Raw genomic sequence first — 24,015 nt, 5'->3', positions numbered from 1 at the left:
CGATGACTGCTCCCCCCGAGGCCGATGCCCCCATCCTGGAGGCGCGCCAGCTCTGCCGCCAGTTCAGCGGCTTCTATGCCGTCAAGGACGTGAACCTGAAAGTCAAGCGCCACTCGGTGCATGCGCTGATCGGCCCTAACGGCGCCGGCAAGACGACCTGCTTCAACCTGCTGACCACCTTCTTGCGCCCCAGCTCGGGCCAGGTGCTGTTCAACGGGCGTGATATCTCGCGCAGCGACCCGGCCAGCGTGTCGGCGCTGGGCCTCGTGCGCTCGTTCCAGATTGCGGCCGTCTTCAGCCACATGACAGTGCTGGAGAACGTGCGCATTGCGCTGCAGCGCAAGACCGGCGGCACCTTCACCTTCTGGCGCTCGGTCAAGGTGCTGAGCGCGCTGGATGAGCGTGCGATGGACCTGCTGGACAGCGTGGGCCTGACGCGCTGGAAAAATGTCAAGGCCTGCGACCTGCCCTATGGCCGCAAGCGCGTGCTGGAGCTGGTCACCACGATCGCGATGGAGCCCGAGATGATCCTGCTGGACGAGCCCATGGCGGGCCTGGGCCATGAGGACATCTGGCCGGTGGTGGAGCTGATCGGCAAAGTGGCGCAGGGGCGCACCGTGCTGATGGTGGAGCACAACATGAAGGTGATATCGCATCTGTGCGAAACCGTCACCGTGCTGCAGGCAGGCCAGGTGCTGGCCGAAGGCAGCTATGACGAGGTATCGCGCGACCCCAGGGTCATTGAAGCCTATGTCGGAGGGGCCGCCCATGCCTGAGAACAACCAAAACGCCAACAGCACCACCGCGCCGCGCCAGATGCTGCAGGTGCAGAACCTGCGCGCCTGGTATGGCGAAACCCTGGCGCTCGATGGCATCGACCTGCATGTGGGCGAAGGCGAGGTCGTCTGCCTGCTGGGGCGCAACGGCGCCGGCAAAACAACGACCTTGCGCGCCATCATGGGCCTGCTCAAAAAGTGCGAAGGCCAGATCCGCATCCAGGGCAAGCCCACCGAGGGCCTGCCGCCCGAGGCCATTGCCCACCTGGGTGTGGCCTATTGCCCCGAAGAGCGCGGCATTTTTGCAAGCCTCACCACCGAAGAGAACCTGATGCTGCCGCCCGTGCTGCACCCCGGCGGGCTGACGGTGGAGGAGATCTACCAGGTCTTCCCTAACCTGCAAGCGCGCCGCAAGAGCCCGGGCACCCGCCTGTCGGGCGGTGAGCAGCAAATGCTGGCCATTGCCCGCATTCTGCGCACCGGCGCCCGCCTGCTGCTGCTCGATGAGGCCACCGAAGGACTAGCACCGGTCATCGTGCAGAAGATCGGCCAGACGCTGGAGATGATCCGCGCGCGCGGCTACACGGTGCTGATGGTGGAGCAGAACTTCCGCTTTGCCGCATCGGTGGCCGACCGCTTCTACGTGATCGAGGAAGGGCGCGTGGCCAGCCACTTCCACCGCGCCGAGCTGGAAACGCGGCGCGACGAGATCGAAGCGCTGCTGGGACTGTGACAGGCGGAGACAAACCAATGGATACTCTTTTCGGAATCCCGACAGCCGCGCTGATCGGCCAGCTCGTGGTGGGCCTCATCAATGGCTCGTTCTACGCGCTGATGAGCCTGGGCCTGTCGATCATCTTCGGCCTGCTGCATGTGGTGAACTTTGCCCACGGCGCGCAGTACATGCTGGGCGCCTTCGTGGCCTGGGGCCTGCTGCACTACCTGGGGCTGAGCTACTGGTGGGCGTTGATCCTGGCGCCGCTGGTGGTGGCGGCCTTCGGCATCCTGCTGGAGCGCACCATGCTGCGCCACCTCTATGCGGTGGACCATGTCTACGCGCTGCTGCTCACCTTTGGCATCTCCATCCTGATGGAGGGCGCCTTCCGGCTGTGGTTTGGCGTCAGCGGCCAGCCCTACCCCAACCCGCTGCAAGGCGGCATCGATGTGGGCCTGAGCTTTTTGCCGATGTACCGCGTCTGGGTGATCCTGGCGGGCCTGGCCGTCTGCCTGGTGACCTGGTACTTCATCGAAAAAACCAAGCTGGGCGCCTACCTGCGCGCCGCCAACGAGAACACGCCGCTGGTGCGCACCTTCGGCATCAATGTACCGCGCATGCTGACCCTGACCTATGCGCTGGGCGTGGGCCTGGCCGGCTTCAGCGGCGTGATGGCCGCGCCCATCTACCAGGTCAGCCCGCTGATGGGTTCGAACCTGATGATCATCGTCTTTGCCGTGGTCGTCATCGGCGGCATGGGCTCGATCATGGGATCGATCATCACCGGCTTTGCGCTGGGCGCCATCGAAGGCCTGACCCGCGTCATCTACCCCGAAGGCGCCGGCGTGGTCATCTTCATCGTGATGATCATCGTGCTGGCCGTGCGCCCCAACGGCCTGTTTGGCAGAGCGCACTGATGCGCCCGCACCGCCCTGCCCCCTGGGTCTCCACCCAAGCTCTTGTCTTTCCCAAGGATTGAACATGCATTTCTTCTCACAACGCACCAACACCATCCTGCTGGTGCTGGCGCTGGTGGCCCTGCTGCTGGCGCCGCTGGTGGCCTACCCGGTCTTTCTGATCAAGCTGATGTGCTACGCGCTGCTGGCCGCATCGGTCAACCTTCTGATGGGCTACGCCGGCCTGCTGTCCTTTGGCCATGCGATGTTTTTTGGCACGGCCGGCTATGCGGCCGCGCATGCCATCAAGGTCTGGGGATGGGACGGCTCGGCCGCCATCCTGCTGGCCATGCTCTGCGCGATGGCCGTGGCCGTGGTCACCGGGCTGCTGGCCATCCGCCGCCATGGCATCTACTTCTCAATGATCACCTTGGCCTTCTCCCAGGTCATCTACTTCTTTGCGCTGCGCCTGCCCTTTACCGGCGGTGAGGACGGCATCCAGAACGTGCCCCGGCCGGAGGTGTTTGGCTTTATCTCGCTGGCCGACAACACCACCCTGTACTACTTTGCCGCCACCCTGGTCGCCGCCGCCTTCTGGCTCATCTACCGCATCGTCTACTCGCCCTTCGGCCAGGTGTTGCGCGCCATCCGCGACAGCGAGGCACGCGCCCAGTCGCTGGGCTACCAGGTGCTGCGCTACAAGCTGGTGATCTTTGTGCTGTCGGCTGCGCTGGCCGGCCTGGCCGGTGCGCTCAAGGTCATCACCTTCCAGCTGGCCACGCTCAACGATGTGAACTGGACCACCTCGGGCGAGGCGCTGCTCATCTGCATCGTCGGCGGCCTGCAGACCTTGCTGGGCCCTGTCATTGGCGCGGCCATCATCGTCAGCATGCAGAACTACCTGGTCGCCATGGCCGAGTGGGTGCTGATCATCCAGGGCCTCGTCTTTGTCGTCGTGGTGATGCTGTTCCGCAAGGGCATCATCGGCCAGCTCTACGCCTGGCTGGAAACCCGCCAGGCACGCCAGGCGGCACCGCAGGAGGCCCACAACCAGGCCGAGCGCCAAAGCCGCCCCCAAACGGGACAAGGAGCCTAAGCATGAGCGATCCAACATCCGTACCTGTGCAAGCCGCTGTACAGCCCCAGGCCCCCAGCCATTTCCCCGAAACGCCCGGCTTGCTTCAAGGCCGCCTGGCACTCATCACCGGCGCAGCGAGCGGCATCGGCCAGGCCATTGCCATCAGCTTTGCCAAGGCAGGCGCCCGCGTTATCGTGACCGACCTAGATGCTGCACGCTGCACCGACACCCTGGCCCAGGTAAAAGCCGCCGGCGTAGATGGCTGGGCCTTTGCGCTAGATGTCACCGATCTGGAAGCCTGCCAGGCGCTGGCCGCCCGCATCGGCAGCGACATTGGCCCGGTGGACACCCTCGTCAACAACGCCGGCCTGCTGATCCGCGAAGGCATCGACCACCCCCAGGCATCGCGCCACCTGCGCCAGGTCATCGATGTCAATGTCTTCGGTCTCTACAACATGGTGCAGTCCTGGCTACCCGCTCTGCGCGCCACACGCGGCTGCATCCTCAACATCGCCTCCGGCGCGGCCTTTATCGCCCAGGGCAACGCCATGGGCTACTCCGCCTCCAAAGGCGCCGTAAAAATGGCCACCCAAACCTTGGCCCTGGACCTGGGCCGCGACGGCATCCGCGTCAACGCCCTGGCCCCCGGCGTCATCCACACCCCCATGACCGAAGCCACCCGCAACAACCCGCAGCGCCTGCAAGGCTTTATCCAGCGCACGCCTGCTGGGCGCATTGGCGTGCCGCAGGAGCTGGCCGGGCCGGCGGTGTTTTTGGTGTCGGGGCTGGCTAGTTATGTGAATGGGGTGACGTTGCCGGTGGATGGGGGGACGGTGGCGGTTTAGGGGTAGTGCTGCCTAATGGGCGGAGAAGGGTTTGGTTGGTGGCGATCCGAAATGGATTTTGAACTTGGCAGTGAGTTAGGACGGGCTTTTGGACGAGGTTAGGTCGTTAAGGCAGAAAGCATATCCCGAACATCAAGGCGACTCATCACCCGGTGGGGGAGAATGCATTGCTTGACGAAATCTGGCAAACATCACTGCGTCGATCTTGCTCCCAGCAGCAACGGCTTGGTCTGGAGGCTTTTCGTCAATGAACCGCTTGAAATCACTCACCTTTTTGTACATTGGAATGAATCGCATCTCTTCAAGAGATGACCCCGGATGAGGTCGCAAAAGGCGATGAAACTCCAATGACAATAAGAAAAGATGGATATATGCTGCTGTGCGTGTGAAGCCATTAGCACTAAGAGTTCTATCTTCCAGTTTGCATCTATCTGGCATCGCTTGCAAGCACCAAGCGGCAACATCTCTCGCATGAAACGACTCGTTACCAACTCCAAACCTCATAAAGATCACGACTTGCCAAGAGTATGGATGATGAGCCAACGTACCATGAAAATCTACACCATCTGACCGCCCCTGCAAAAGATAAGCCGGCAAATCTTCAGGGTCCAGCCGTAAACCCGCGCAGGCGATTGCGACACGGTTAATCTTATCCAGCGCACCAAGCCAATTCGCTTTTTCTGCATGCGATAGATTCCTGGACTTAAGCTCTCGGAGCGCCGAAGTCGCCCAAGACATTCGTTTTGCTACGATTTTCAGCTTTGCCGTAGCCTTAGTTACAGCCGGTGGATTAGATTGGAAACCATGCGGAACTGACCATATTGAACGTTTCCAGCGAAAAGAACGCTCCGCCCTATTCCTCGCATACGAAAGCTCTACTCCATGCAACCATTCCCACCGATGAGCTTGTGCCAAGTATTTCTCCAACTCTAGATGGGTTATACCTGAAGAAGGCAAGTCTGATACATCGAATTCAAGACTCCCAGCATATCCATGGGTGAGTTTTTGTCGTTTAAGCTCATCGACTGCGTGTGTATATCGAACTTCGATTGCATATCGCCGCTGATATTCAACGGTGTAAATCACATCGGGTTGAACACTCCCTTCGCGTAGCTCAGCCTCAGCCGCGACTACGTTGAGCATTTTATCTTCGACCTCGAATTCGATGCTCTCGCTGCCGGCTCCCACAGACATCGGAATGCGGTAACTCCGAGCAGGTATATGCAAACTCCTACGTTCTGCCAATGCATCTCTAACAAAGGCATGTAGCAACGTCATGGGCTGCGGATTGCAGTTTAGATCTTCCGCCTGATGCTGAAAGTGCCAAGACCTCATATCCCCCATATGTGCTTGTAGCCGACGGCCACACTCGGGACAAACGCAGTTACACGCAAGTCCTCGATGTGTCTCCGGCTTTAAGTCTCTGATATGAACCAGCTTGTCGTTGAGTTTTCCGTAGGAGAAGCTACTTGGCATGGGCAAAAGCGTATTGGTTGCACAGGAGTCCGTCAGGGAAGATCGTTATCATGGCGTATAAACATGACAGAGCAGTAGGTAGGTTGGAACATAGGGAAATCATAATGGGGGTGAGTAATTAATTCGACTAATCACTACCACCCGGAGACACTACTCCATATCGATTCACCGTTGCGAATCAAAATTCTATGGACTCCTTATGCCCTTGCCCAAATAACGCACGCACCTAAGTTCCAGCAAGGTCATCGCGAACATCACGAAGCAACCCAAGTCCGGCGAGCCGGATACTGATAGCAGCCCGAGATGCTCCGAAAACTGTCATGAGGCGGTTGGTTACCGAGAAATATGTGTCGAGGTTGCACTTCTGCGAGTCAACATACAGTACACCCAGCTCTTTGTTACGTACATCAAATCGGTGCAATTGAGCAGAGAATACCTCTATAAAGCGATCACGCGGCATTAGCAGACATGCTGCAAAGTAATTCGCCTGGTATTCCAGACGTCTAACATCGTTGTCGCCATCAATAGTTTTACCCGCCTCTGGCTGATCCGTGTCATCGTATTGCTCACCCTTAAGATAAGCACCATGCCCCAACAGAAAATGACCTAACTCATGTGCCAGCGTAAAGCGATCTCGCCCAGCGTGAGAATTTGGTTCGGTGAATATCTCGATAAGCGGCGGATTAAATGAGATACGCGCAAGCGTATTTTGAAGAACACTTGATTCGGTCGCTGGTCTATGTTCGATACGAATTTCTTTGGCGGCAGGGAGTCGAGAACACAGTTCGCTTAAATCGACATAACTCGAATTGATGCCTGCTTCGCATAGTGCCGCCGAAGCTCGGCATTCTAACTCTCCAACACTAAGATATCGCACAATGCTACCACGACGAGGTAACGGATTACTAATATCATTAGCCAGATTTCTGTCCTCTATGCTCAGAAAGGCAAGATCGTGCAAGAATTCAGCAAGGCTATTGGTCCTTCTTATGGGCGACTGCATAAATAGTTCAAACACTGAACTATGGTAGTCGGTCAGTGTCAGTCCAGCCATAATTTCCGCATCGGACTGCGAATCCGAGGGGGCAAACCCAACTGAAGCGGACCTCCGAAGTACCCATTTAAGGTCTTCTTTGCTGAAGTACCGCATAACCCCAATACGCTTCGAACTACAGAAGTTCAGTGCTCCGGACTGCAGTGCATTGGTAGAGACGAGGATAGGCTTTGTGCCTGTCGCCCCTACCTGCAAAGCCTTCACATAGAACTCCTCTGCATCGTTGACGGGTACCGCATGCCCATAGTTCTTGCATTCGAAGAGGAACAACATCGAATAGTCTTCTGCGTCCGGAAGCCAGACCTCGACAGAAACATCAAAGAAGATGTGAGACCCTCGATCCCGTGAAAAATAACCCTTTTGTCTATGCAGACGGCAGAATTCCTTCTTGACTGGAAACCGGTTTGATTCAATTTCCTCTTTTAGGAAATTGAAAACCGCAATCTCGAGTTCGTCGCCCTTTTTGGTGGTGCTCACGTGTCTTGACCGATAGCCGGAGGGACCAGTGTAACTTGTCGTACCGTGCCAAAACCACTACCTCAGTCGCTCCGATGGCATCAGACGTCGGCATGCGGAGACCTGCAGTTGTACTCTTCGCCGCATGCCATAGACCTCTGTCAGCCAGGTTGAGGGGCGGCACGCGGTCCAATGTCACAACTTCGCCTCAGGCCCCTATAATGAGCTACATAGGGTGACAGCCCTGCCGTTTGCGCCCAATGGGTATGGTGAATCTGTCCTAGCCTCTTCTCGTCCACTGGTTAACCACCCGGTGCCGACGTAATGCAAACCACGTCTTTTAAGCGCCCCGGGATTGGATTGACCATCATGAAATCTTCTCCTATCGATGTTGTGCGCGCCTGCAAGTCGCGCGCGAATGAACTTCAAACGCTGGCTAAAGCAAACGGTATTTCACTGAAGTATGGCCACGCGCTAGATCAGGCAGCCCACGAACTGGGGTATCGCGACTGGAATGCAGCAAGTGCAGCAGGCAAGTCGGTTGCCAATGCAGTGTCCCTAAGCTTTACGCCGCCATCTTGGCAAGACCTAAATCGCCCACTCCCGCGGCTTCCATTCCGCCTTCATCAAGCAGGTTCCTGGTTCTATCACTCGATTAGTGAATTGATGAGATGGGCACAGGCTCTCGAAAGCATTGCTCAGCTTGAGTCCGCAGACTCTCGACACGAGATTTTTCCCGTCATTGGCGGCAAACTCCCGTACGTCTTTGTGAGAGACCATGGTCGCTGGAATGATGATGTCTATCGTCTGTGTGACCGAGGATATGAGGAATGGCCGGGTATTACGTTCACTCGGGAAGACCTACGCTCTGCAGCGGTATTCCAATGGCATGAGCAATATGGAGATCACGACGGCGACGACATGCTTACTGTTCTAGGCGACGGCATCCGTGGTGCTTCGAGCATTGAAGTTCTAAGAGGCCTCGCGCGACTCCTTTCAGCCATCGCCTTGGTCGCTGACCACGCCTTTGCCCGCCAAGATGGCGAGATGCTTCCCGAGGGGCAAGGGTTCACCATCGACCTCAATGATGAGAAGCAGCTTACCGCGAAGCGGGTAGCGCGGATGCTTGGTTCACGGGATGACTTTCGACACCGTCAGCTACGTGTCTCTAGACACGGGATCGCATACATATCAGATCAAGTCGCTATGGATAATATTGACGGCCTAGCTTTTAGATTCGAGACATGGACTGAAGGAACGGGTTATGTAGGAGCGGCGGCAGCGCAGGATGAAGCTTGGGTCGATCAGGTTCTGCGAGACCTCACTTCAAACTGGCCTAAACCCAAGGCATCGCTCATTAATTTTTAGACTGGAACTTCAAGCCGCGTCCCTCCACCTTCGGAAGTTTCGCGGCCGTTCGGATGAGTCACTTGCATTTCCAAGTTGAGCAAATTCTGCGTCATCCCAAGTTCGAGCTGTGCAAGGAAATCAAGATCCTTCAGGCACCCACACCCGACGACCGGGGCTTCGTTCAGGAACTGCCCCTCCGCCCCTCCCCAATCACCTGAGCGACACCCCCACCCCCTCCCCGTACCAACCCGCTTGAGCCCTCCGCCGTTATTCGCTAATATTTACTTGCCGACCGGTAAATTACTAGTATTCAACCAGGAGACCCTGCATGGCCTACAACACGCTCATCGTCGATATCAAGGACAAGATTGCCGTTGTCACCCTCAACCGCCCGCCCGTCAACGCGCAGAACAAGGAGTTCCGCAACGAGATCATGGAGCTGTTTGACGAGCTGTCTGACCGCGACGATGTGGCCTGCATCGTGCTCACGGGCACGGGCAAGGTGTTCTCGGCCGGTGCCGACATTCGCGAGCGCCCCAACCTGGCCGGTGAGCCGGGTGCCTATGGCCGCCACAACCGCCTGGTGCGCGAATCGAACAACGCGATCATGGAATGCTCCAAGCCCATCATTGCGGCCATCAACGGCCCGGCGCTGGGGGCTGGCTTTGGGCTGGTGATGGCTTCGGACATTTGGGTGGCCTCGGAAGACGCTTATTTCTCGATGCCTGAGATCAATGTGGGCCTGGCGGGGGGTGTGACCTTCTTGCAGCGCTATTTCAGCCAGTCGCGCGCACGCCGCATGTTCTTTACCGGCATGAAGGTGTCGGCGCAAGAGATGTACCGCCTGGGCCTGATCGAGGCCTGCCTGCCCGCCGACCAGCTGATGCCCTATGCGATGGAGATGGCGCGCGAGATCGCCTCCAAGAGCCCTATCGCCTTGCGCCTGGCCAAGGAAGCTGCGCGCATGACTTTGTTGATGCCCACCCGTGATGCCTACCGCTATGAGCAGGGCAACACCGTGGCCCTGTCCAAGACGGAAGACACGCGCGAGGCGCAGCAGGCGTTTTTGGAAAAGCGCGAGCCGGTCTACAAGGGCCGCTAAGCGCCATTACGGGCCGCTTACACCGCCCTTGGTACGTCCTCGCCTGGCGAGCCGCGCCCTACCCTGTCGTGCATCCGCACTGCCTGCGTCAGGACGCCGTGTCAGGGATGCTCAACTGGGGGCGCCTAGCTGGGGGCGCCAAGCTGGGGACGCCAAGTCGGGGGCGCCTAGCCTCAACGGCAAACCTTCGGTTTGCTGGGCGCTGTTAACAGCGCCCAGTCCAACGCGCCGAGAATCATCGATCGCTGCCGCTGGCCCAGGGCTAAAAAACCCGGCCAGCACAGCCTTAAGGATCCTCTGCAGAACCCTCGCCAAGCGGGATGGCCGCGGATCGGGATGAGACGCTAGGCGTCTTTTGCAGTGAATAGCCGTAGCTATTCACAAGGAAGACAACGCAGCGGATCGCCCGAGTCCGCGTTCAGACCACGGCAGGGAGTTTTGTAGAGGGTCCTTAACGGCCGCCAGACAGCGTCGGGCGGGGCCCGATGGATGGATGATTTTCGTTGAACTATGATGGTGCCACCGCCCAGAAGCCACAAGCCTACGGTTGCGGATCGGCCGTCTACCGGCCGATATCAGGGCAAACAAATTTTGGTGACTATGCAAAAAAACACGACGAAACCCTCCGACGCCCCCGAAGAAGGCAGCAGCACGCGCATGCGTGTGGAAGACCGGAAAGAGCAACTGATAGAGATAGCGGTCCGGCTGTTTGCCAGCAAGGGCTTTGACGGTACCTCGCTGCGCGACATTGCCGACGAAGCCCAGATCACCAAGGCGGCGCTCTACTACCACTTCCCCAACAAGGATGCGCTCTACGAAAGCATCCTCGTCGATGGCATGCGCACCCTTGTCAACTACGTGTCTACGGCCATGGGCAAGGTGGCCAGCCCCGAGGGCAAGGTGCGCGAGTTCATGCTGTCCTCGGCCGACTACATGGACCGCAACCGCGACTCCTGGATCGCCGGCTCCAACATGTTCTGGTTTGGCGACAATGCCAAGCCCCGCACCGAGAACCTGGCCCTGCGCGACCAGTACGAAAAACTGCTGCGCGATGCGATCAAGCAGGCCATTGACAGCGAGGTGTTCCAGAAGGTGGACCCCACCATTGCCAGCCGCATGCTGCTGGCCGTACTCAACCAGCTGCCCCGCTGGCACTCACCCACCGGGCGGCTCAGCGCCCGCCAGGTGGTGCAGCAGTACATTGACATGATTTTCCAAGGGCTGCTCGCCAGCAATCCCGCTCGCTAAGCCAGACACGGGATACCTATAAAACAAGGCCCAGGCGCCGCAAACGCCTGGGCCTTGTTGCGTATGTCAGCCTTTAGAAGCTGTGGATGATGCCCACCCGGTAGGCATTGCTGTTGCCGTTATTGGTAAAGCCCGCAGCAGTTACCGCGCCGGTCAAGGTGTAGCCGGCGCCGTTCTTGTTCTTCACATAGCCGTAGTCCGTGTACAAGGTGGTGCGCTTGGACATGGGGTACAGATAGGCCACGCCGTACTGGCGCGCATCGCGGTTCAGCGGGCCGGTGTCGTTCAGGTCGATGGCGTTGAGCAGCAAGGTGCCTGGGCCGAGCTTGACCGAGGCGCCGATCGAGAAGCTGCGGTCGTCCTGGCCTTCGTAGTAGCCCACGGAGGGGAAGCCGGCGAGCTGGCCGCTGTTGTCCAGGCCGGTGTTCACCGTGGGCGTGATGGCGGCGCCGGGGTTCTTGAAGGTGGCGAACGAGCCAAACAGCTTGAAGGCCTTGAAGTCATAGGCCAGCGCCGAGTTGAAATAACGCGTCGCCGATCCATCCGTGGGGTTGGTCATGCGCGTGGCCGATACGGCTGCGCTCCAGGCGTCGTTCTTGTAGAACAACGCCAGGGTGTACTGGTGGGCACGGTGCTCGATGTCAATGCTCTGGCGCGTGTACTCGCTGATGGTATAGGCCGCCTTGCCGATAAAGCCGCCGATCGAGGGGCTTTGGTAGAGGATGTTGTTGTTCTGCCGGCCGGGCGATGGCTGGATGCCCTGCAGGTTGCCGCCGCCGCCCAGGCCAAAGGGGTCACCGACGGCCTGCACCTCGGTCGGCAGCGATGCCAAGGTACGGCCCATGCGCAGTTCGCCAAAGTTGCCGGTTAGGCTGATGAGCGAACCCCGGCCAAAGGCCTTGGCGCCAAAGCCCTGGTTTTGCTGCTGCGCGCCGTTGGAGGTGTTGATGCCCATCTCCAGCTGGAAGTTGGCCCGCAGGCCGCCGCCCAGGTCCTCGCTGCCCTTGAAGCCCAGGCGCGAGCCCATCATGTGGCCGCTCTCCAGCTTGGTGGCGCGCTGGCCCTGCATCGATACGCTGGCCACGCTGCTGTCGATCAGGCCATAGACCTGTACCGAGCTGCTGCCGCCCGAGGCCAGCCCCCCGGCCGGCGAGGTAATCTGCTTGAGCTCCTGGGTCTGCGCGGTTTGCGCCGCTACTCCCCCTGCCGCTGTCGTGGCGATGAGTGCTGCGAGCAGCGGATGAAGTCTGGGCTTGTTGGCTTTCATGGTTTGTCTCCTGGTGTAGTTTTGGAAAGACGTGGTCGGGCCTGGCCCCATGCACGACCACGGTGAAAACGCTTTGCTGTTTTTTTAGACCGAGCAGATCCCCACCGCGCTATGCAGTGCAGTGAGAAAGGGAGTCCCTGCAGTCAAACGCAGGGGCAGAGGGGGCGGACGCGATCCGCCAGATGGAGCGCGGTGAGCGGCGCGGCTATGGGCTAGCGGGCATGGCCACCTCGCGCATCAACGCGTACCAGGGGTCGTCAGGCGCCCTGGCACCCATGGGCAGGCGCCGGCCAAAGCGCGTGGCTTCGTCCTGCGTGGGCGCGGCCCAGATGTCCTGCCAGTCGTAAACCACCACGCGCTTGGCCACCCGCCACTCGCGCGCGGCCGTGGCCGTGGCGCGGCAGGTGAACAGATCGACATAGCGGCCGCACAAGAAGGTGGCGCGCGGCGCGCCAGCGGCATCGCTGTCGGTCTGGTAGGCCAGAAAATACGCCTCCACCGCAGCCGCATCGCCGTTCAGCTGGATCGACAGGTTGGCGATGTTGTGGATGTAGCGCCCCTTGGCCAGCTGGGGCAGCGCCGCCTGGATAAAGCCTTCCGCACTGCCCTGGTAGGCGCCATGGCGGTCGGTGGCATCGGGCCAGTAGGCGGCGCGCAGCGCTGCTTCATCGCCCCGGTCAATGCCCCGGCAGTACGAATAGAGTGCTTCGCGGATCGCCTCGCGGTCGCAGAGCGCCTGGAGCCGCGCCTCCAGCTGGGCCAGCCTGGCTTCGCTGCTCATGGCTGTGCCCCCTGCTGCGTCTGCACGCGCAGCTCGATCACCGCATCCAGGCACATGGCTCCTTGGGTGCGCACCATCAGCGGGTTGATGTCCACGCTCTGGATGCTGTCAGCATGCTGCATCGCAAACTCCGACAGCCGGCACAGCGCCTGCACCAGCGCGGCCTCGTCATACTGCGGACCGCCGCGCCAGCGGCGCAGCAGTTGGCTGGAGCGCACCGCATCGACCAGCGCCTGGGCGCGGGCTGTGCTGAGCGGTGCCGAGGCCAGCGCCACATCCTGGAACAGCTCCACCGCCGTGCCGCCGCTGCCATACATGACCATCTGGCCAAAGGTCGGGTCGCGGTGCAGGCCCAGGATCACCTCCACACCACCGCTCAGCATCGGGGCGATCAGCACGCCCTCCAGCCGGGCGTCGGGCCGCGCTGTGCGGGCGCGGTCCATCAAGGTCGCAAAGGCGCGCTCGACGGCAGCAGCATCCTGCAGGTTGAGCATGACGCCGCCGACCTCGGTCTTGTGCGCGATATCGGGCGAGACGATCTTGGCCACCACCGGGAAACCCACCTGCGCTGCGGCAGCGGCAGCTTGTGCGGCACTGCTGCACAGGTGTTCGGGCGGCACCGGCAGGCCGGCGGCCGCCAGCGCGCGCTTGGCGCCGCTTTCGGTATGCACATCGTCCAGCGCCAAGGCGGGTGCGGCGGGTTGCGCGCTGCCTGGCAGCTGGTACAGCGCCTGCCAGCGCTGGCGGATCTTGGCCAGGCCGGCAACGGCGCGCACGGCGCGGGTCGGGTCTTCAAACACGGCCACGCCCTGCTTTTCCAACGCGCTGCGCACCTGGGGCAAGGCCAGCATCACCAGAATGGTCAGGCGCTCGCGGTGCTGCGCGGCCAGTGCGGCAATCTCTTGCTGCGTGCTGGCAAAGCGCTCGGGCGACAGGCCCACATGGGCCAGGTAGCCCAGCACCGCGCCATAACGCGTGTGCTCCAGCATCACGCCCAGGGTGCGCGAGGTGCCACTGGCCACCGAGGTGACCTGGGCCGTCATGTCCAGCGGGTTGGCGGCCACCGCAAAAGGCAGCAGCGCCAAAGTGGCTTCGCGGGCGGGGGCGGGCAAGGGTGGCAGCTCCATGCCCTGCGCGCCCGCCTCGTCGGCCATCAGCACGCCGATGCCACCCGAGCCGGTGAAAACACCCAACTCGTCATTGGCCGGCAGCACGCCGCTGACGGTGTAGAGGTAGGCGATGTCGAGCATCTCCTCGATGGACTCGGGCCGCAGGGCGCCGCATTCGCGGAACACCGTGTCGTAGACCTTGTCGTTGCCGGCCAGCGAGCCGGTGTGGGTGGAGGCAGCAGCGGCACCCAGCTCGGTACGCCCCACCTTCATGATCAGCACCGGCTTGCCGGCGCGGGCCGCCTTGAGCAAGGCGCGGCGCAGGCGGTTGCCGTCACGGCAGGATTCAACCGCCGCGCAGATGATGCGGGTGTCCGGGTCGTCTGCCAGGTAGTCGATGCTCTCGGCCACGTCGACATCGGCCTCATTGCCCGTCGCGATGATCTTGCTGAAACCCAGGCCGCGCAAGGTGGCCAGGCCATAGGCGGCCGAGCCAAAAGCGCCGCTTTGCGTGGCCAGCGAGATGGAGCCCGGCTGGGGCTGGGCGCCGTTGAGAAAAGTGGAGAAGGTCGAGAAAAAGCGCGCCGGCACATTCAGCAGGCCCAGCGAGTTGGGGCCCAGCATGCGCACACCGGCAGCACGGCACAGGCCCACAATGCGGTCCTGCAGCGCGCGGCCGGCCGCGTCAATCTCGGCAAAGCCGGCCGTCATCACCTGGATGGCCTTGACGCCCTTGGCAATGGCATCGCGCACGGCCTCTTCCACCCCGGCCACCGGCACGCAGATGATGGCCTGGTCGACCGGGAACGGAATATCCGACACCTTTTGGTAGGACTGCAGGCCCTGGATTAGCGCGCCGCTGCGGTTGACCGGGTAGATGGGCGCGGCAAAGCCGGCTTCGCGCATAAAGCGCAGCGGGCGGCCGCCAATGCGCTCGGGATCGGACGAGGCGCCGACCAGCGCCACCGAGCGGGGGTGGAACAAGGCGTCAAGGGACGAAGATGCGTGGCTCATGGCGGGTCCTCTCAGGCGCGGGCGGCGGTGGGTGCCGATTCAGCGGCCACTTCAGCCGCGATCTCGGCGGCCATGTCGGCTGCCAGGCTGTCGAGCTGCTCGTAGCGGTCGCCCCACTGCAGGCTGCAGCCAATCGCATGCATCGCCAGGCGGGCGGCAGGCAGCTCACGCGACATACCAATGCCGCCGTGCAGCTGGATCGCCGACTCGCCCACCTGGCGGGCCGCGATCGACAGGTAGTGCTTGAGCAGTGCCACCGCATGCGCATCGCTGTCGCCCAGGTCAAAGGCCACGACGCGCTCGCGCACCATGCCGCGCACGCTCTCATAGGCCACATACATGTCCACCGTACGGTGGCGCAGTGCCTGGAAGGTGGCAAGCTGCACGCCAAACTGTTGGCGCGTGTTCAGGTACTCGATGGTCTGCTCCACCATCGCGCCAATGGCGCCGACGATCTGCGCACAGCAGACCAGCGCGCCCACGGTATTGGCGCGCTCGGCAGCGGCGACGGCCGCCCGGCCCCGTTGCAGCACGGCGCTGGCGGGCAGGCGCGTGGCCTTCAGGCTCAGGTCGGCCGTCAGCCGGCCGTCGTGGCCGGTCCAGCTTTGCAGGCTGCCGCCCAGCTGATCGCGGCTGGCCAGCAGCAGCAAAGCCTCGCCGGCAGCGCTGCGGGCCAGAAAGAGCAGATGGCTGGCCGGCTCGCTCAGGTCAATGCCGCGCAGGCTGCCCTGCAGTTGCACGCCTTCGGCATCCACCATCGCCGTCAGGCTGCAGCTGCCGTCATGCGCAAACACGGGGGCGATGGAGACTTCGCCGGCGGCCAGCAGGCCCAGCATCTGGGCCACATCGTCACGGCCGGGGATGGCGCCCAGCACCGCTGGCACCACGGCGCAGCGTGCGACCAGCGGCGTGGTCAGGCCATAGCGGCCAGCGGCCTCTGCGATCGAGGCCACATCGGAAAAGGTCGAGCCCGCGCCGCCACTGGCCTCGGGCACCAGCACGGCTTGCCAGCCGAGTTCCAGAAACTGCTGCCAGCTGTCACTGGCCTGGTCGGAGGGCTGGGCCTCGGTCAGCGTGGCATTGACCGCCGCGGCATCAGCAGCCACCCGCAGCGTTGTGTCGTACAGGTCGCCCGGAAACATGGGAGAGGCTTGAAAAGGCATGGGTCAGGCTCCAAAGATATCGCGTGCAATCACGTTTTTTTGTACTTCGCTGGTACCACCGGCCAGCGTGCGCGAGCGGTAGAAGAGGTAGGTGTGGATCAGCTCGCGCTTGAGCTCCACATCGGCGGGGCTGTCCTCGGGCAGGCTCGGAATCAGGCGCGCCGCGTAATCGGGGCTCATGTCAAAGGCGATGCCGATGATCTGCTGGGCCAGGTCGGAGCAGAACAACTTGAGCGCCGAAGACTTGGACGAGGCCAGCGTGCCCTGCATCTCTTCGTCGATGGCGCTGATCAGCATCTCCTTGGCGCCGGCCACGGCGGCTTGGGCCAGGAACAAGCGCTCCAGCAGCATGTGCTGGCTGGCGCCTTGCTGCGTGCGGCCGCGCTCGCGCAGCGGCTGCTCGATCTGCTCGAGCAGGCGCACCAGGCGCGGCACAGTGGCGGGCGACAAGCGCTCGCGGTCGAGCAGGAACTTGGCGCAGGCCCAGCCGCCGCCCTCTTCGCCAATCAGGTTGGCCACGGGCACGCGCACATCGCGCAAGAACACCTCATTGACATGGTGCCAGTGGTCAATCGTCGGGATGGGGCGCACCTCGATGCCGGGCGTGTCCATCGGCACCAGCAGCAAGGAGATGCCGGCCTGCTTCTTGCCCTCTTTGGAAGTGCGCACCAGGGTGTACATCATGTCGGCCTCCTGCGCATGGGAGGTCCAGATCTTCTGGCCGTTGATGACATAGTCATCGCCATCGCGCACCGCTGCCGTGCGCAGCGAGGCCAGGTCGGAGCCGGCGCCGGGCTCGGAGTAGCCCTGGCACCACCATTCGCTGCCGTCCACAATGCGCGGCAGGTAGCGCTCCTTCTGTGCGGGCGTGCCAAAGTGCATGATCACCGGGCCGATGTGGCCGATGCCATGGTGGTAGAGCGGCGGGCAGTCTTCCTGCGCCATCACTTCTTCAAACAGGTAGCGCTGCTGCATGTCCCAGCCGGTGCCGCCCCACTCGATCGGCCAGTTGGGCGCGCTCCAGCCCTTGCGCTGCAGGATCTTGGCCCACTCGCTCATCTCGGCGCGGCCCAGCTTTTCGTTGGCGCGGACCTTGGCTTTCAGCGCGGGCGGGCAGTGCTGCTGCGCAAAGTCGCGCAGGGTTTGTCGAAAGTCGGCATAGGGATCGGTGGTTGCTGTCATGTTTCCGGGTTCAAGGTCAAATCAAACGACAAGGGGCGGGCAAGGGCTGGGCGCCCCCTGCCCTCATTCCTGGGTAATGTGTTTTTCTCGGATCACGGCGGCCCAGCGCGGGCGCTGGGCATCCAGATACGACGTGAAGTCTTCGGGGCCGAGCAGGTGCAGCTCGCCGCCGGGGCGGGTGACGCCCTCGGCCACGCTGGGCACTTCCACCACCGCGCGCAGATCGCGGTAGATGCGCTGCTGCAGTGCGGCGGGCACCTTGGCGGGCATGAAGAAGCCAAAGAAGCTGCTGCAGCTGTAGGGCTTGAGCTCAGGCGCAGACGACTGGGAGAACGGGGTCAGCGGCAGTGCGCTGCGCACGGGTTTGTCACTGGCAACGCCCAGCACCTTCATGCGCCCGGCCTGTACGTAGCTCACTGCGCTGGGTGCATCCAGCAAGGCCGCTACCTCGCCGGCCATCAAGGCATTCAAGGCCGGGGCATTGCCCCGGTAGGGCGCGTGGATGATGTGCGCGCCGACGGCCGAAGCCAGCATCTCGGCACAGATATGCGGGCTGGATCCCACGCCCGACGAGGCGAAGGCCACCTTGCCATCGTTGGCGCGCATATAGCTGGCGAACTCGGCCAGGTTGTTGGCGGGCACCTGCTTGCCCACATAGAGCACGCTGGGCGACTCGGACACCATCATCAAAGGTTTCAGGTCCTGCGGGTCATAGGGCAGACGGGGCATCATCAGCGGGTTGGTCAGGTAACCCAGGCTGCTCAGCAGCAGGGTATGGCCATCAGCAGGGGCCCGGGCGACCAGGGCCGTGCCAATGGTGGTGCCGCCGCCGGGGCGGTTGTCGATCACCACCGGCTTGCCCCATTTCTCAGCCAGCACCGGTGCAATGGCGCGGGCCACCTGGTCGGTAAAACCGCCGGCCGCATAGGGCACGACGATGGTGACCTGCTTGTCAGGGAACTCCGCCGCCTGCACCACGGCCCCGGCCCAGGCGCCGATGAGCACGCCCCAGGTGGCGGCACGCTTGAATTTTTGAGAGATAGACACGGCAGGTCTCCATCACAAAATACGTTGTTGCTATGGGCTGGCCCGTTGCGGCCTAGCCTGCGGCAGCGGGCTGGGGCAAGCGGCGCTGGGCCGCCTGGTCCTGCCAGGCCTGTTGGGGCAGCGAAGCCATCATCGTGTGGGCCAGCCCGCCATCGACCACCAGCTCGGCGCCGTTGACGTACGCAGCCGCATCGCTCAGCAAGAAGCTGACGGCACCGGCGATATCGCCGGGCCCACCGATGCGGCGCAGCGGCACGCGCTGCTCGCGCTGGGCCTTGGCTGCCGGATCGGCATAGGCCAGCGCGGTACCGGGCGTGGCGATCAAGCCGGGCGAGAGCGCATTGATGCGCACACCCAGCGGCCCCCACTCGGTCGCCAGCTGACGCACCAGCATCAGCGCGGCTGCCTTGCTGGCGCTGTAGGCGCCCAGCGGTGGTGTGGCATGGCTGGCCGATACCGAGGTGATGACGACGATGCTGCCGCCACTGGCACGCAGTGGCGCCAGGGCCGCCTGGGCCAGCAGCAACGGCGCCCGCGCATTGAGCGCAAAGGTCCGGTCCCAGTCGGCGACTGGGTAGTCGCTCAAGGCCCCGGGAAAGGCCGCGCCGGCATTGCTGACCAGGCCATCCAACCCGCCCCAGTGCTGTACGGCAGCGGCCACCGCCTGGGCGGCAAAGTCCAGCCCCGACAGATCACCCGCCAGCACCTGGACCTGGGCGCCCAGCGCTTGCAGCTCGGCGGCCACGGCATCGAGCTCGGCCGCATGCTGGTCCAGCAGGGTCAGCTGAGCTGGGCCGGCCTGGTCGCCGCCCTGGTCATGGGCTTCCTGGGCCAGGCGCAGCGCAATGGCGCGGCCTATGCCGCGTGCGGCACCGGTGACGAGAGTACGGCCCATCACTGCCCCTTGAGCAGGTCGCAGGCGCTTTCGGAGGCGGGGCGCCAGGCCTCTTCAGGCGCAATGGTGCCAATGATCTTGTAGTAGTCGAACTTGGCCTTGGACTCCGCCGGCGTCTTGACCTGCACCGCATAAAGTGGGCGCAGCACCTGGCCATCGGCCCGCACCTTGACCTGCTTGGAGAAGAAATCGTTGACCGGCAGCTCGCGGATCTTGGCCGCCACGGCCTTGCCCTCGTCGGTACCGGCGGCCTGCACCGCCTGCAGGTAGTGCATGGTGGCGCTGTAGGCGCCGGCCATCAGGTAGGTGGGCGCGCCGTTGTTGTAGCGCGCCATGAAGCGCTTGGACCAGGCCCGGGTCTCGTCGTTCTGGTCCCAGTAGAAGGGCAGCGCCAGCTGCAGGCCCTGGGCCACATCCAGGCCCATGGCGGTGACGCTGTTGATCGTCATGCCAAACACCGCTACCTTCTGGCCACCGCGCGCAATGCGGTACTCGGCCGCTTGCTTGAGGGCGTTGGACAGGTCCAGCCCGGCGTTGATGATGACAATCGCCTCGGCACCGCTGGCCTGCGCCTGCAGCAGGTAGGACGAGAAATCGGCCGTTCCCAGCGGATGGCGCGTGACCCCGGTCACCTTGCCGCCGCCCTCTTTGATAAAGCGCGTGGCCTCGTCCAGGTAGGCCTGGCCAAAGGCATAGTCCACCGCGATGAAGTAGAAGCTCTTCACGCCCTGCTTCATCAGCGCCTTCACCCCTGCCTTGGGCATGGCGTAGGAGTCTGCGACAAAGTTGAAATTCATCGGCGAGCAGGCCTTGTTGGTCAAGTCGGCCGTCGTGGTGCCGGCGATCAGGTAGGGCTTGCTGCGCTCCTTCATCAGCTGGGCCACCGTCAGCGCGATCGACGAGGCGGAGTTGCCGACGATCGTGTCGAACTTCTCCACATCCAGCCAGCGGCGGGTGATGCTCAGGCCAATGTCGGGCTTGTTCTGGTCATCCGCCACCACCACCTCGATGGGCTTGCCCAGCACCTTGCCACCAAAGTCCTCGACCGCCATCTTGACGGCCAGCGCATGGCCGGGACCGCCATTGCCCGAGTAAGGGCCCGTCTGGTCCCCCATCACACCAATGCGGACCACGTCATCACTGACCTGGGCCCAGGAAGCGGACGGTGCGGCCAAGGCCGCGAGTAACGACAAAAGCAATGCATGCGGGCGAAAAGATTTCACGTTGTCTCCTTGATCAGCTCTTTTTTTGCGATGAACCGTGTCTTTGGCCGGCCGTCCAGATCTTGGTGTTGGACTACATACCTGCCGACAGGTAAATAGTACAAACAAAAGCCTGAATGGCTTTCAGTGCTAACCCTTGGTCGCTGGGTGCTGTGTGTTTTTGCCCCTGGTGGATGGGGCTGGAGAGACCGATGCGCGGGCGGTGCTGGCCGGCATCAAAGGCCTGAGAAACAGCCGAGGGCGCCCTGCTTTCAGCAGCCGTTTCGCAGGCCCAAGCTGGCATGGCCCAAAAAGAAAACGCCTCGGCTTTGGGCAAGCAGAGGCGCAAAGGCGCCTATAAGGCGCCGCTGGGGGAGGCAGTCGCAAGCGTCGCCTGGCGCGACGGCTTGCCGATTCTCAAAATAATTGCCGCAAGCGCCCTATTACCAAGCGCTTGTGGCCAGACCGGGTCAGGAAGCCAGGGCCCGCATCTCCGCAATCAGATCGGACTTGCCCTCAAAGCCAATGCCCGGCAGCGCTGGCAGGGTGACATAGCCGTTGTCCACCTTCACGCCATCGGGGAAGCCGCCATAGGGCTGGAACAGGTCCGGGTAGCTCTCGTTGCCACCCAGGCCCAGGCCTGCGGCGATGGCCAGCGACATCTGATGCCCGCCGTGGGGAATGCAGCGGCTGGGCGACCAGCCGTATTCCTTGAGCATGTCCAAGGTGCGCAGGTATTCCACCAGGCCATAGCTCAGCGCGCAGTCAAACTGCAGCCAGTCGCGGTCCTTGTGCATGCCGCCGTGGCGGATCAGGTTGCGGGCATCCTGCATCGAGAACAGGTTTTCACCGGTGGCCATGGGGCCTTTGTAGACCTCGCCGAGCTTGGCCTGCAGTTCAAAGTCCAGCGGATCACCGGCCTCTTCGTACCAGAACAGCGGGTACTGCGACAGCGCCTTGCCGTAGTCGATGGCAGTCTGCAGGTCAAAGCGGCCATTGGCATCCACCGCCAGTTGCTGGCCCGGGCCCAGGATCTTCAGCACCGATTCAATGCGCTCGCAGTCCTCGGCCAGGGTGGCGCCGCCAATCTTCATCTTGACCACCGAGTAGCCGCGCGCCAGGTAGCTTTCCATTTCCTTCTTGAGGCCATCCAGGCCCTTGCCGGGGTAGTAGTAGCCACCGGCGGCATAGACAAACACGCGCGGGTTGGCTGTGCCATTGCCATAGCGCTCGGCCAGCAGCTGGAACAAGGGTTTGCCGGCGATCTTGGCGGTGGCATCCCAGACGGCCATGTCGATGGTGCCGACCGCCACCGAGCGCTCGCCATGGCCGCCGGGCTTTTCATTGATCATCATGCGGGCCCAGACCTTGTGCGGGTCCAGGTTCTCGCCGGTCTCGTCCAGCAGGCTGCCGGGTTCGGCCTCCAGCACGCGCGGGATAAAGCGGTCGCGCATCAGCGCGCCCTGGCCGTAGCGGCCGTTGGAGTTGAAGCCGTAGCCAATGACGGGCTTGCCATCGCGGATGACATCGGTAACCACAGCCACAAGGCTCAAGGTCATCTTGGAGAAGTCGATGTAGGCGTTGCGGATGTCCGACTTGATGGGACGGGTGGATTCGAGGATGTTGACGATCTTCATGGTGGTCATCGGTTGTGAAAATGGGGGGATGAAATATCAGCGGGCCAGGGACGAGCCACCACAGATGGCGATGTCCTGCCCGGTAATGGCGGCAGCCGCCGGAGACAAAAGAAAGCCCACCAGGGCCGCGATCTCGGCCGGCTCAATCAGGCGGCCAAGGGGTGGCAGGCGCGGCGCACTGCCGGCGCGGGCCGGGTCGTTCAACATGCCGGTCGCCGTGGCTGCGGGCGAGACCACATTCACGGTCACGCCCTGCGCAGCCACCTCGGCCGCCCAGCTGCGCGCCAGCGCGATCAAGGCCGCCTTGGTGGCCGCATACTGGCCGCGCCCGGCCATGCCCTGCGCCACCCGGCTGCCAATAAACACCACCCGGCCTTGGCTGCGCTGGGCCATGCCGGGCACGATGGCATCGGCCAGGCGCGTAGCGGCATCCACATGCAGGCGCCACATCAGCGCGCCGCCGTCATGGTCCAGCTGGCCCAGCGCGCCCACGCGCAGCACGCCGGCGGCATGCACCAGCGCATCCACGGCGGGCAAAGCCGCAGCGCTGCGCGCAATGGCGGCGCCGTCCGTCAGATCGACCGGCACATGCGCATAGCTGCCATGCACGATGGTGGCCTGCGCCACATCGAGCCCCGTGACGCGCCAGCCCGCCGCCAGCAACGCCTGGGCAATGGCGCTGCCAATGCCGCTGCTCGCGCCGGTCACGACGACATGGCCCAGCTCAGTCTGCACGGATGCCTCCTTCGCTCACTATCTTTTGCGCACGTTCGATCTCGCTGCGCTGGAATTTCACAAAGTCCTCGGCGCTGCCGGGCGTGGGCAGCAGGCCTTGCTCCTTGAGCTTGGGCGCCATATCGACCAGGGCCTTGTTGACCTCGGCGTTGAGGCGCTGCACCAGCGCGGGCGCCGTCTTGGCAGGCGCCCAGAGGCCATACCAGCTGTAGAACTCATAGCCGGGAATGGTCTCTGCCACGGTAGGCACATCAGGCAGGCTGGGCACGCGCTCGGCCGAGGTGACCGCCACCACGCGCAGCATGCCGCCCTTGTGGTACTGGAGGGATCCCAGGATGGGGTCGATAAAGCCGTCGATCTGCCCGCCAATCAAATCCTGGAACGCCGGTGCCGTGCCCTTGTACGGAACGATCAGGTAGTCCAGCCCGCCCGCGCGCTTGAGCAGCTCGGTAGACAGATGCCCGGCCGAGCCCAGCGACCCCACGGCAAAGGTCATCTTGCCGGGGTGGGCCTTGCCGTAGGCGATGAGCGACTTGATATCGGTCACCGGCAGGTTCTTGTTGATGGCCACCGACAGCGGGGCCTTGGCCACCAGCGCAATCGGCACAAAATCCTGCGTGACGTTGTAGGGCACGGACTTGAGCGTCAGAGGGGCTGTGACATGCGTGGATGCACTGAACAGCAAGGTGTAGCCATCGGCAGGCGCGCGGGCCACCATCTCACCGCCGATCACACCGCTGGCACCGGGCTTGTTCTCGATGACAAAGGGCTGGCCCAACTGGTCGGCGAGCTTTTGCCCCAGCATGCGGCCCACCGCATCGAGCGTGCCGCCCGGCGGAAAGGGAATCACGACCCGCACCGGCTTGGCCGGGTAGGTCTGCGCAAAGCCGCTGGCGGCCAGCGCCAGGGCGGCGGCACCGATGGCGCTGCGTAGCACGGTACGGATAAATGGTTGGCGTTGCATGGTGTCTTGTCTCCTGTCGGTTT

Annotated in this window: 21 protein-coding genes; 8 read left to right on the top strand and 13 right to left on the bottom strand. The window is 62.8% G+C overall.

The window, feature by feature from the left end:
* Window positions 1–2: 2 nt before the first annotated feature.
* From WH367_RS19725 to WH367_RS19705, 5 genes are all read left to right on the top strand, one after another.
* Window positions 3–776 (top strand): ABC transporter ATP-binding protein, encoded by a 774-nt coding sequence (locus WH367_RS19725; protein WP_133856490.1) that lies wholly within the window; start codon window positions 3–5, stop codon window positions 774–776.
* Window positions 769–1,509 carry an ABC transporter ATP-binding protein gene (locus tag WH367_RS19720; RefSeq protein WP_339537359.1) on the top strand — a complete coding sequence of 247 codons (741 nt, stop codon included), beginning with the start codon at window positions 769–771 and terminating at the stop codon, window positions 1,507–1,509. Before WH367_RS19725 ends, WH367_RS19720 begins: the two co-directional genes overlap by 8 nt.
* A 17-nt stretch (window positions 1,510–1,526) precedes the next feature.
* Window positions 1,527–2,408, top strand: a complete 882-nt coding sequence (locus WH367_RS19715) for a branched-chain amino acid ABC transporter permease (protein WP_021028133.1) — start codon at window positions 1,527–1,529, stop codon at window positions 2,406–2,408.
* A 64-nt stretch (window positions 2,409–2,472) separates the two neighbouring features.
* Window positions 2,473–3,483: a branched-chain amino acid ABC transporter permease gene (locus WH367_RS19710; RefSeq protein WP_339537358.1), complete on the top strand. Its 1,011-nt coding sequence runs from the start codon at window positions 2,473–2,475 to the stop codon at window positions 3,481–3,483.
* Between the two features lie 2 nt (window positions 3,484–3,485).
* Complete coding sequence (locus WH367_RS19705; RefSeq protein WP_339537357.1) at window positions 3,486–4,310, top strand: SDR family NAD(P)-dependent oxidoreductase; 825 nt, start codon at window positions 3,486–3,488, stop codon at window positions 4,308–4,310.
* A 132-nt stretch (window positions 4,311–4,442) separates the two neighbouring features.
* On the opposite strand, the gene WH367_RS19700 is transcribed toward WH367_RS19705, so the two are convergent.
* Both WH367_RS19700 and WH367_RS19695 read right to left on the bottom strand, forming a co-directional pair.
* A complete protein-coding gene (locus WH367_RS19700; protein WP_339537356.1) occupies window positions 4,443–5,588 on the bottom strand; it encodes a hypothetical protein in 1,146 nt (381 codons plus the stop codon).
* A 424-nt stretch (window positions 5,589–6,012) separates the two neighbouring features.
* Window positions 6,013–7,317: an ImmA/IrrE family metallo-endopeptidase gene (locus tag WH367_RS19695; protein ID WP_339537355.1), complete on the bottom strand. Its 1,305-nt coding sequence runs from the start codon at window positions 7,315–7,317 to the stop codon at window positions 6,013–6,015.
* A gap of 348 nt (window positions 7,318–7,665) precedes the next feature.
* On the opposite strand from WH367_RS19695, the gene WH367_RS19690 reads away from it, so the two are divergent.
* The 3 genes from WH367_RS19690 to WH367_RS19680 all read left to right on the top strand — a co-directional run bounded on the left by WH367_RS19690 (window position 7,666) and on the right by WH367_RS19680 (window position 10,996).
* Window positions 7,666–8,664 carry a glyoxalase superfamily protein gene (locus WH367_RS19690; RefSeq protein ID WP_339537354.1) on the top strand — a complete coding sequence of 333 codons (999 nt, stop codon included), beginning with the start codon at window positions 7,666–7,668 and terminating at the stop codon, window positions 8,662–8,664.
* Between the two features lie 310 nt (window positions 8,665–8,974).
* On the top strand, window positions 8,975–9,748 hold the full coding sequence (locus WH367_RS19685; protein ID WP_021028139.1) for an enoyl-CoA hydratase/isomerase family protein: 774 nt from the start codon (window positions 8,975–8,977) through the stop codon (window positions 9,746–9,748).
* A gap of 600 nt (window positions 9,749–10,348) precedes the next feature.
* Complete coding sequence (locus WH367_RS19680; protein ID WP_339537383.1) at window positions 10,349–10,996, top strand: TetR/AcrR family transcriptional regulator; 648 nt, start codon at window positions 10,349–10,351, stop codon at window positions 10,994–10,996.
* Window positions 10,997–11,069: 73 nt separating this feature from the next.
* On the opposite strand, the gene WH367_RS19675 is transcribed toward WH367_RS19680, so the two are convergent.
* The 11 genes from WH367_RS19675 to WH367_RS19625 all read right to left on the bottom strand — a co-directional run bounded on the left by WH367_RS19675 (window position 11,070) and on the right by WH367_RS19625 (window position 23,992).
* Window positions 11,070–12,263 (bottom strand): porin, encoded by a 1,194-nt coding sequence (locus WH367_RS19675; RefSeq protein ID WP_339537353.1) that lies wholly within the window; start codon window positions 12,261–12,263, stop codon window positions 11,070–11,072.
* 205 nt (window positions 12,264–12,468) lie between these two features.
* Window positions 12,469–13,044: a nuclear transport factor 2 family protein gene (locus tag WH367_RS19670; protein WP_339537352.1), complete on the bottom strand. Its 576-nt coding sequence runs from the start codon at window positions 13,042–13,044 to the stop codon at window positions 12,469–12,471.
* Window positions 13,041–15,167, bottom strand: a complete 2,127-nt coding sequence (locus WH367_RS19665; protein ID WP_339537351.1) for an acetate--CoA ligase family protein — start codon at window positions 15,165–15,167, stop codon at window positions 13,041–13,043. The genes WH367_RS19670 and WH367_RS19665 overlap by 4 nt, the downstream gene beginning before the upstream one ends.
* Before the next feature lie 11 nt (window positions 15,168–15,178).
* On the bottom strand, window positions 15,179–16,330 hold the full coding sequence (locus WH367_RS19660; protein WP_339537350.1) for an acyl-CoA dehydrogenase family protein: 1,152 nt from the start codon (window positions 16,328–16,330) through the stop codon (window positions 15,179–15,181).
* Window positions 16,331–16,333: 3 nt separating this feature from the next.
* Window positions 16,334–17,512 (bottom strand): acyl-CoA dehydrogenase family protein, encoded by a 1,179-nt coding sequence (locus tag WH367_RS19655; RefSeq protein WP_339537349.1) that lies wholly within the window; start codon window positions 17,510–17,512, stop codon window positions 16,334–16,336.
* 63 nt (window positions 17,513–17,575) lie between these two features.
* A complete protein-coding gene (locus WH367_RS19650) occupies window positions 17,576–18,559 on the bottom strand; it encodes a Bug family tripartite tricarboxylate transporter substrate binding protein (protein ID WP_339537348.1) in 984 nt (327 codons plus the stop codon).
* Window positions 18,560–18,611: 52 nt separating this feature from the next.
* A complete protein-coding gene (locus WH367_RS19645) occupies window positions 18,612–19,454 on the bottom strand; it encodes an SDR family NAD(P)-dependent oxidoreductase (RefSeq protein WP_339537347.1) in 843 nt (280 codons plus the stop codon).
* A complete protein-coding gene (locus tag WH367_RS19640; RefSeq protein ID WP_339537346.1) occupies window positions 19,454–20,677 on the bottom strand; it encodes an ABC transporter substrate-binding protein in 1,224 nt (407 codons plus the stop codon). The genes WH367_RS19645 and WH367_RS19640 overlap by 1 nt, the downstream gene beginning before the upstream one ends.
* A gap of 449 nt (window positions 20,678–21,126) precedes the next feature.
* Window positions 21,127–22,293, bottom strand: coding sequence for a mandelate racemase/muconate lactonizing enzyme family protein (locus WH367_RS19635; RefSeq protein WP_339537382.1), 1,167 nt, complete (start codon window positions 22,291–22,293; stop codon window positions 21,127–21,129).
* Window positions 22,294–22,329: 36 nt separating this feature from the next.
* Entirely contained in the window at window positions 22,330–23,028 is a 699-nt protein-coding gene (locus WH367_RS19630) for an SDR family NAD(P)-dependent oxidoreductase (RefSeq protein WP_339537345.1), read from the bottom strand.
* Window positions 23,018–23,992 carry a Bug family tripartite tricarboxylate transporter substrate binding protein gene (locus tag WH367_RS19625; RefSeq protein ID WP_339537344.1) on the bottom strand — a complete coding sequence of 325 codons (975 nt, stop codon included), beginning with the start codon at window positions 23,990–23,992 and terminating at the stop codon, window positions 23,018–23,020. The genes WH367_RS19630 and WH367_RS19625 overlap by 11 nt, the downstream gene beginning before the upstream one ends.
* Between the last annotated feature and the right edge of the window lie 23 nt (window positions 23,993–24,015).

The organism is Comamonas sp. MYb21 (genome assembly GCF_037479395.1).
GTDB lineage: Bacteria > Pseudomonadota > Gammaproteobacteria > Burkholderiales > Burkholderiaceae_C > Comamonas.
This window is presented reverse-complemented; position numbering and strand designations above follow the sequence as displayed.

Coding starts and splice junctions, on each gene's coding strand:
- WH367_RS19725 (WP_133856490.1), top strand. CDS start 3: ATGACTGCTCCCCCCGAGGCCGATGCCCCCATCCTGGAGGCGCGCCAG.
- WH367_RS19720 (WP_339537359.1), top strand. CDS start 769: ATGCCTGAGAACAACCAAAACGCCAACAGCACCACCGCGCCGCGCCAG.
- WH367_RS19715 (WP_021028133.1), top strand. CDS start 1,527: ATGGATACTCTTTTCGGAATCCCGACAGCCGCGCTGATCGGCCAGCTC.
- WH367_RS19710 (WP_339537358.1), top strand. CDS start 2,473: ATGCATTTCTTCTCACAACGCACCAACACCATCCTGCTGGTGCTGGCG.
- WH367_RS19705 (WP_339537357.1), top strand. CDS start 3,486: ATGAGCGATCCAACATCCGTACCTGTGCAAGCCGCTGTACAGCCCCAG.
- WH367_RS19700 (WP_339537356.1), bottom strand. CDS start 5,588: ATGACGTTGCTACATGCCTTTGTTAGAGATGCATTGGCAGAACGTAGG.
- WH367_RS19690 (WP_339537354.1), top strand. CDS start 7,666: ATGAAATCTTCTCCTATCGATGTTGTGCGCGCCTGCAAGTCGCGCGCG.
- WH367_RS19685 (WP_021028139.1), top strand. CDS start 8,975: ATGGCCTACAACACGCTCATCGTCGATATCAAGGACAAGATTGCCGTT.
- WH367_RS19680 (WP_339537383.1), top strand. CDS start 10,349: ATGCAAAAAAACACGACGAAACCCTCCGACGCCCCCGAAGAAGGCAGC.
- WH367_RS19675 (WP_339537353.1), bottom strand. CDS start 12,263: ATGAAAGCCAACAAGCCCAGACTTCATCCGCTGCTCGCAGCACTCATC.
- WH367_RS19670 (WP_339537352.1), bottom strand. CDS start 13,044: ATGAGCAGCGAAGCCAGGCTGGCCCAGCTGGAGGCGCGGCTCCAGGCG.
- WH367_RS19665 (WP_339537351.1), bottom strand. CDS start 15,167: ATGAGCCACGCATCTTCGTCCCTTGACGCCTTGTTCCACCCCCGCTCG.
- WH367_RS19660 (WP_339537350.1), bottom strand. CDS start 16,330: ATGCCTTTTCAAGCCTCTCCCATGTTTCCGGGCGACCTGTACGACACA.
- WH367_RS19655 (WP_339537349.1), bottom strand. CDS start 17,512: ATGACAGCAACCACCGATCCCTATGCCGACTTTCGACAAACCCTGCGC.
- WH367_RS19645 (WP_339537347.1), bottom strand. CDS start 19,454: ATGGGCCGTACTCTCGTCACCGGTGCCGCACGCGGCATAGGCCGCGCC.
- WH367_RS19635 (WP_339537382.1), bottom strand. CDS start 22,293: ATGAAGATCGTCAACATCCTCGAATCCACCCGTCCCATCAAGTCGGAC.
- WH367_RS19625 (WP_339537344.1), bottom strand. CDS start 23,992: ATGCAACGCCAACCATTTATCCGTACCGTGCTACGCAGCGCCATCGGT.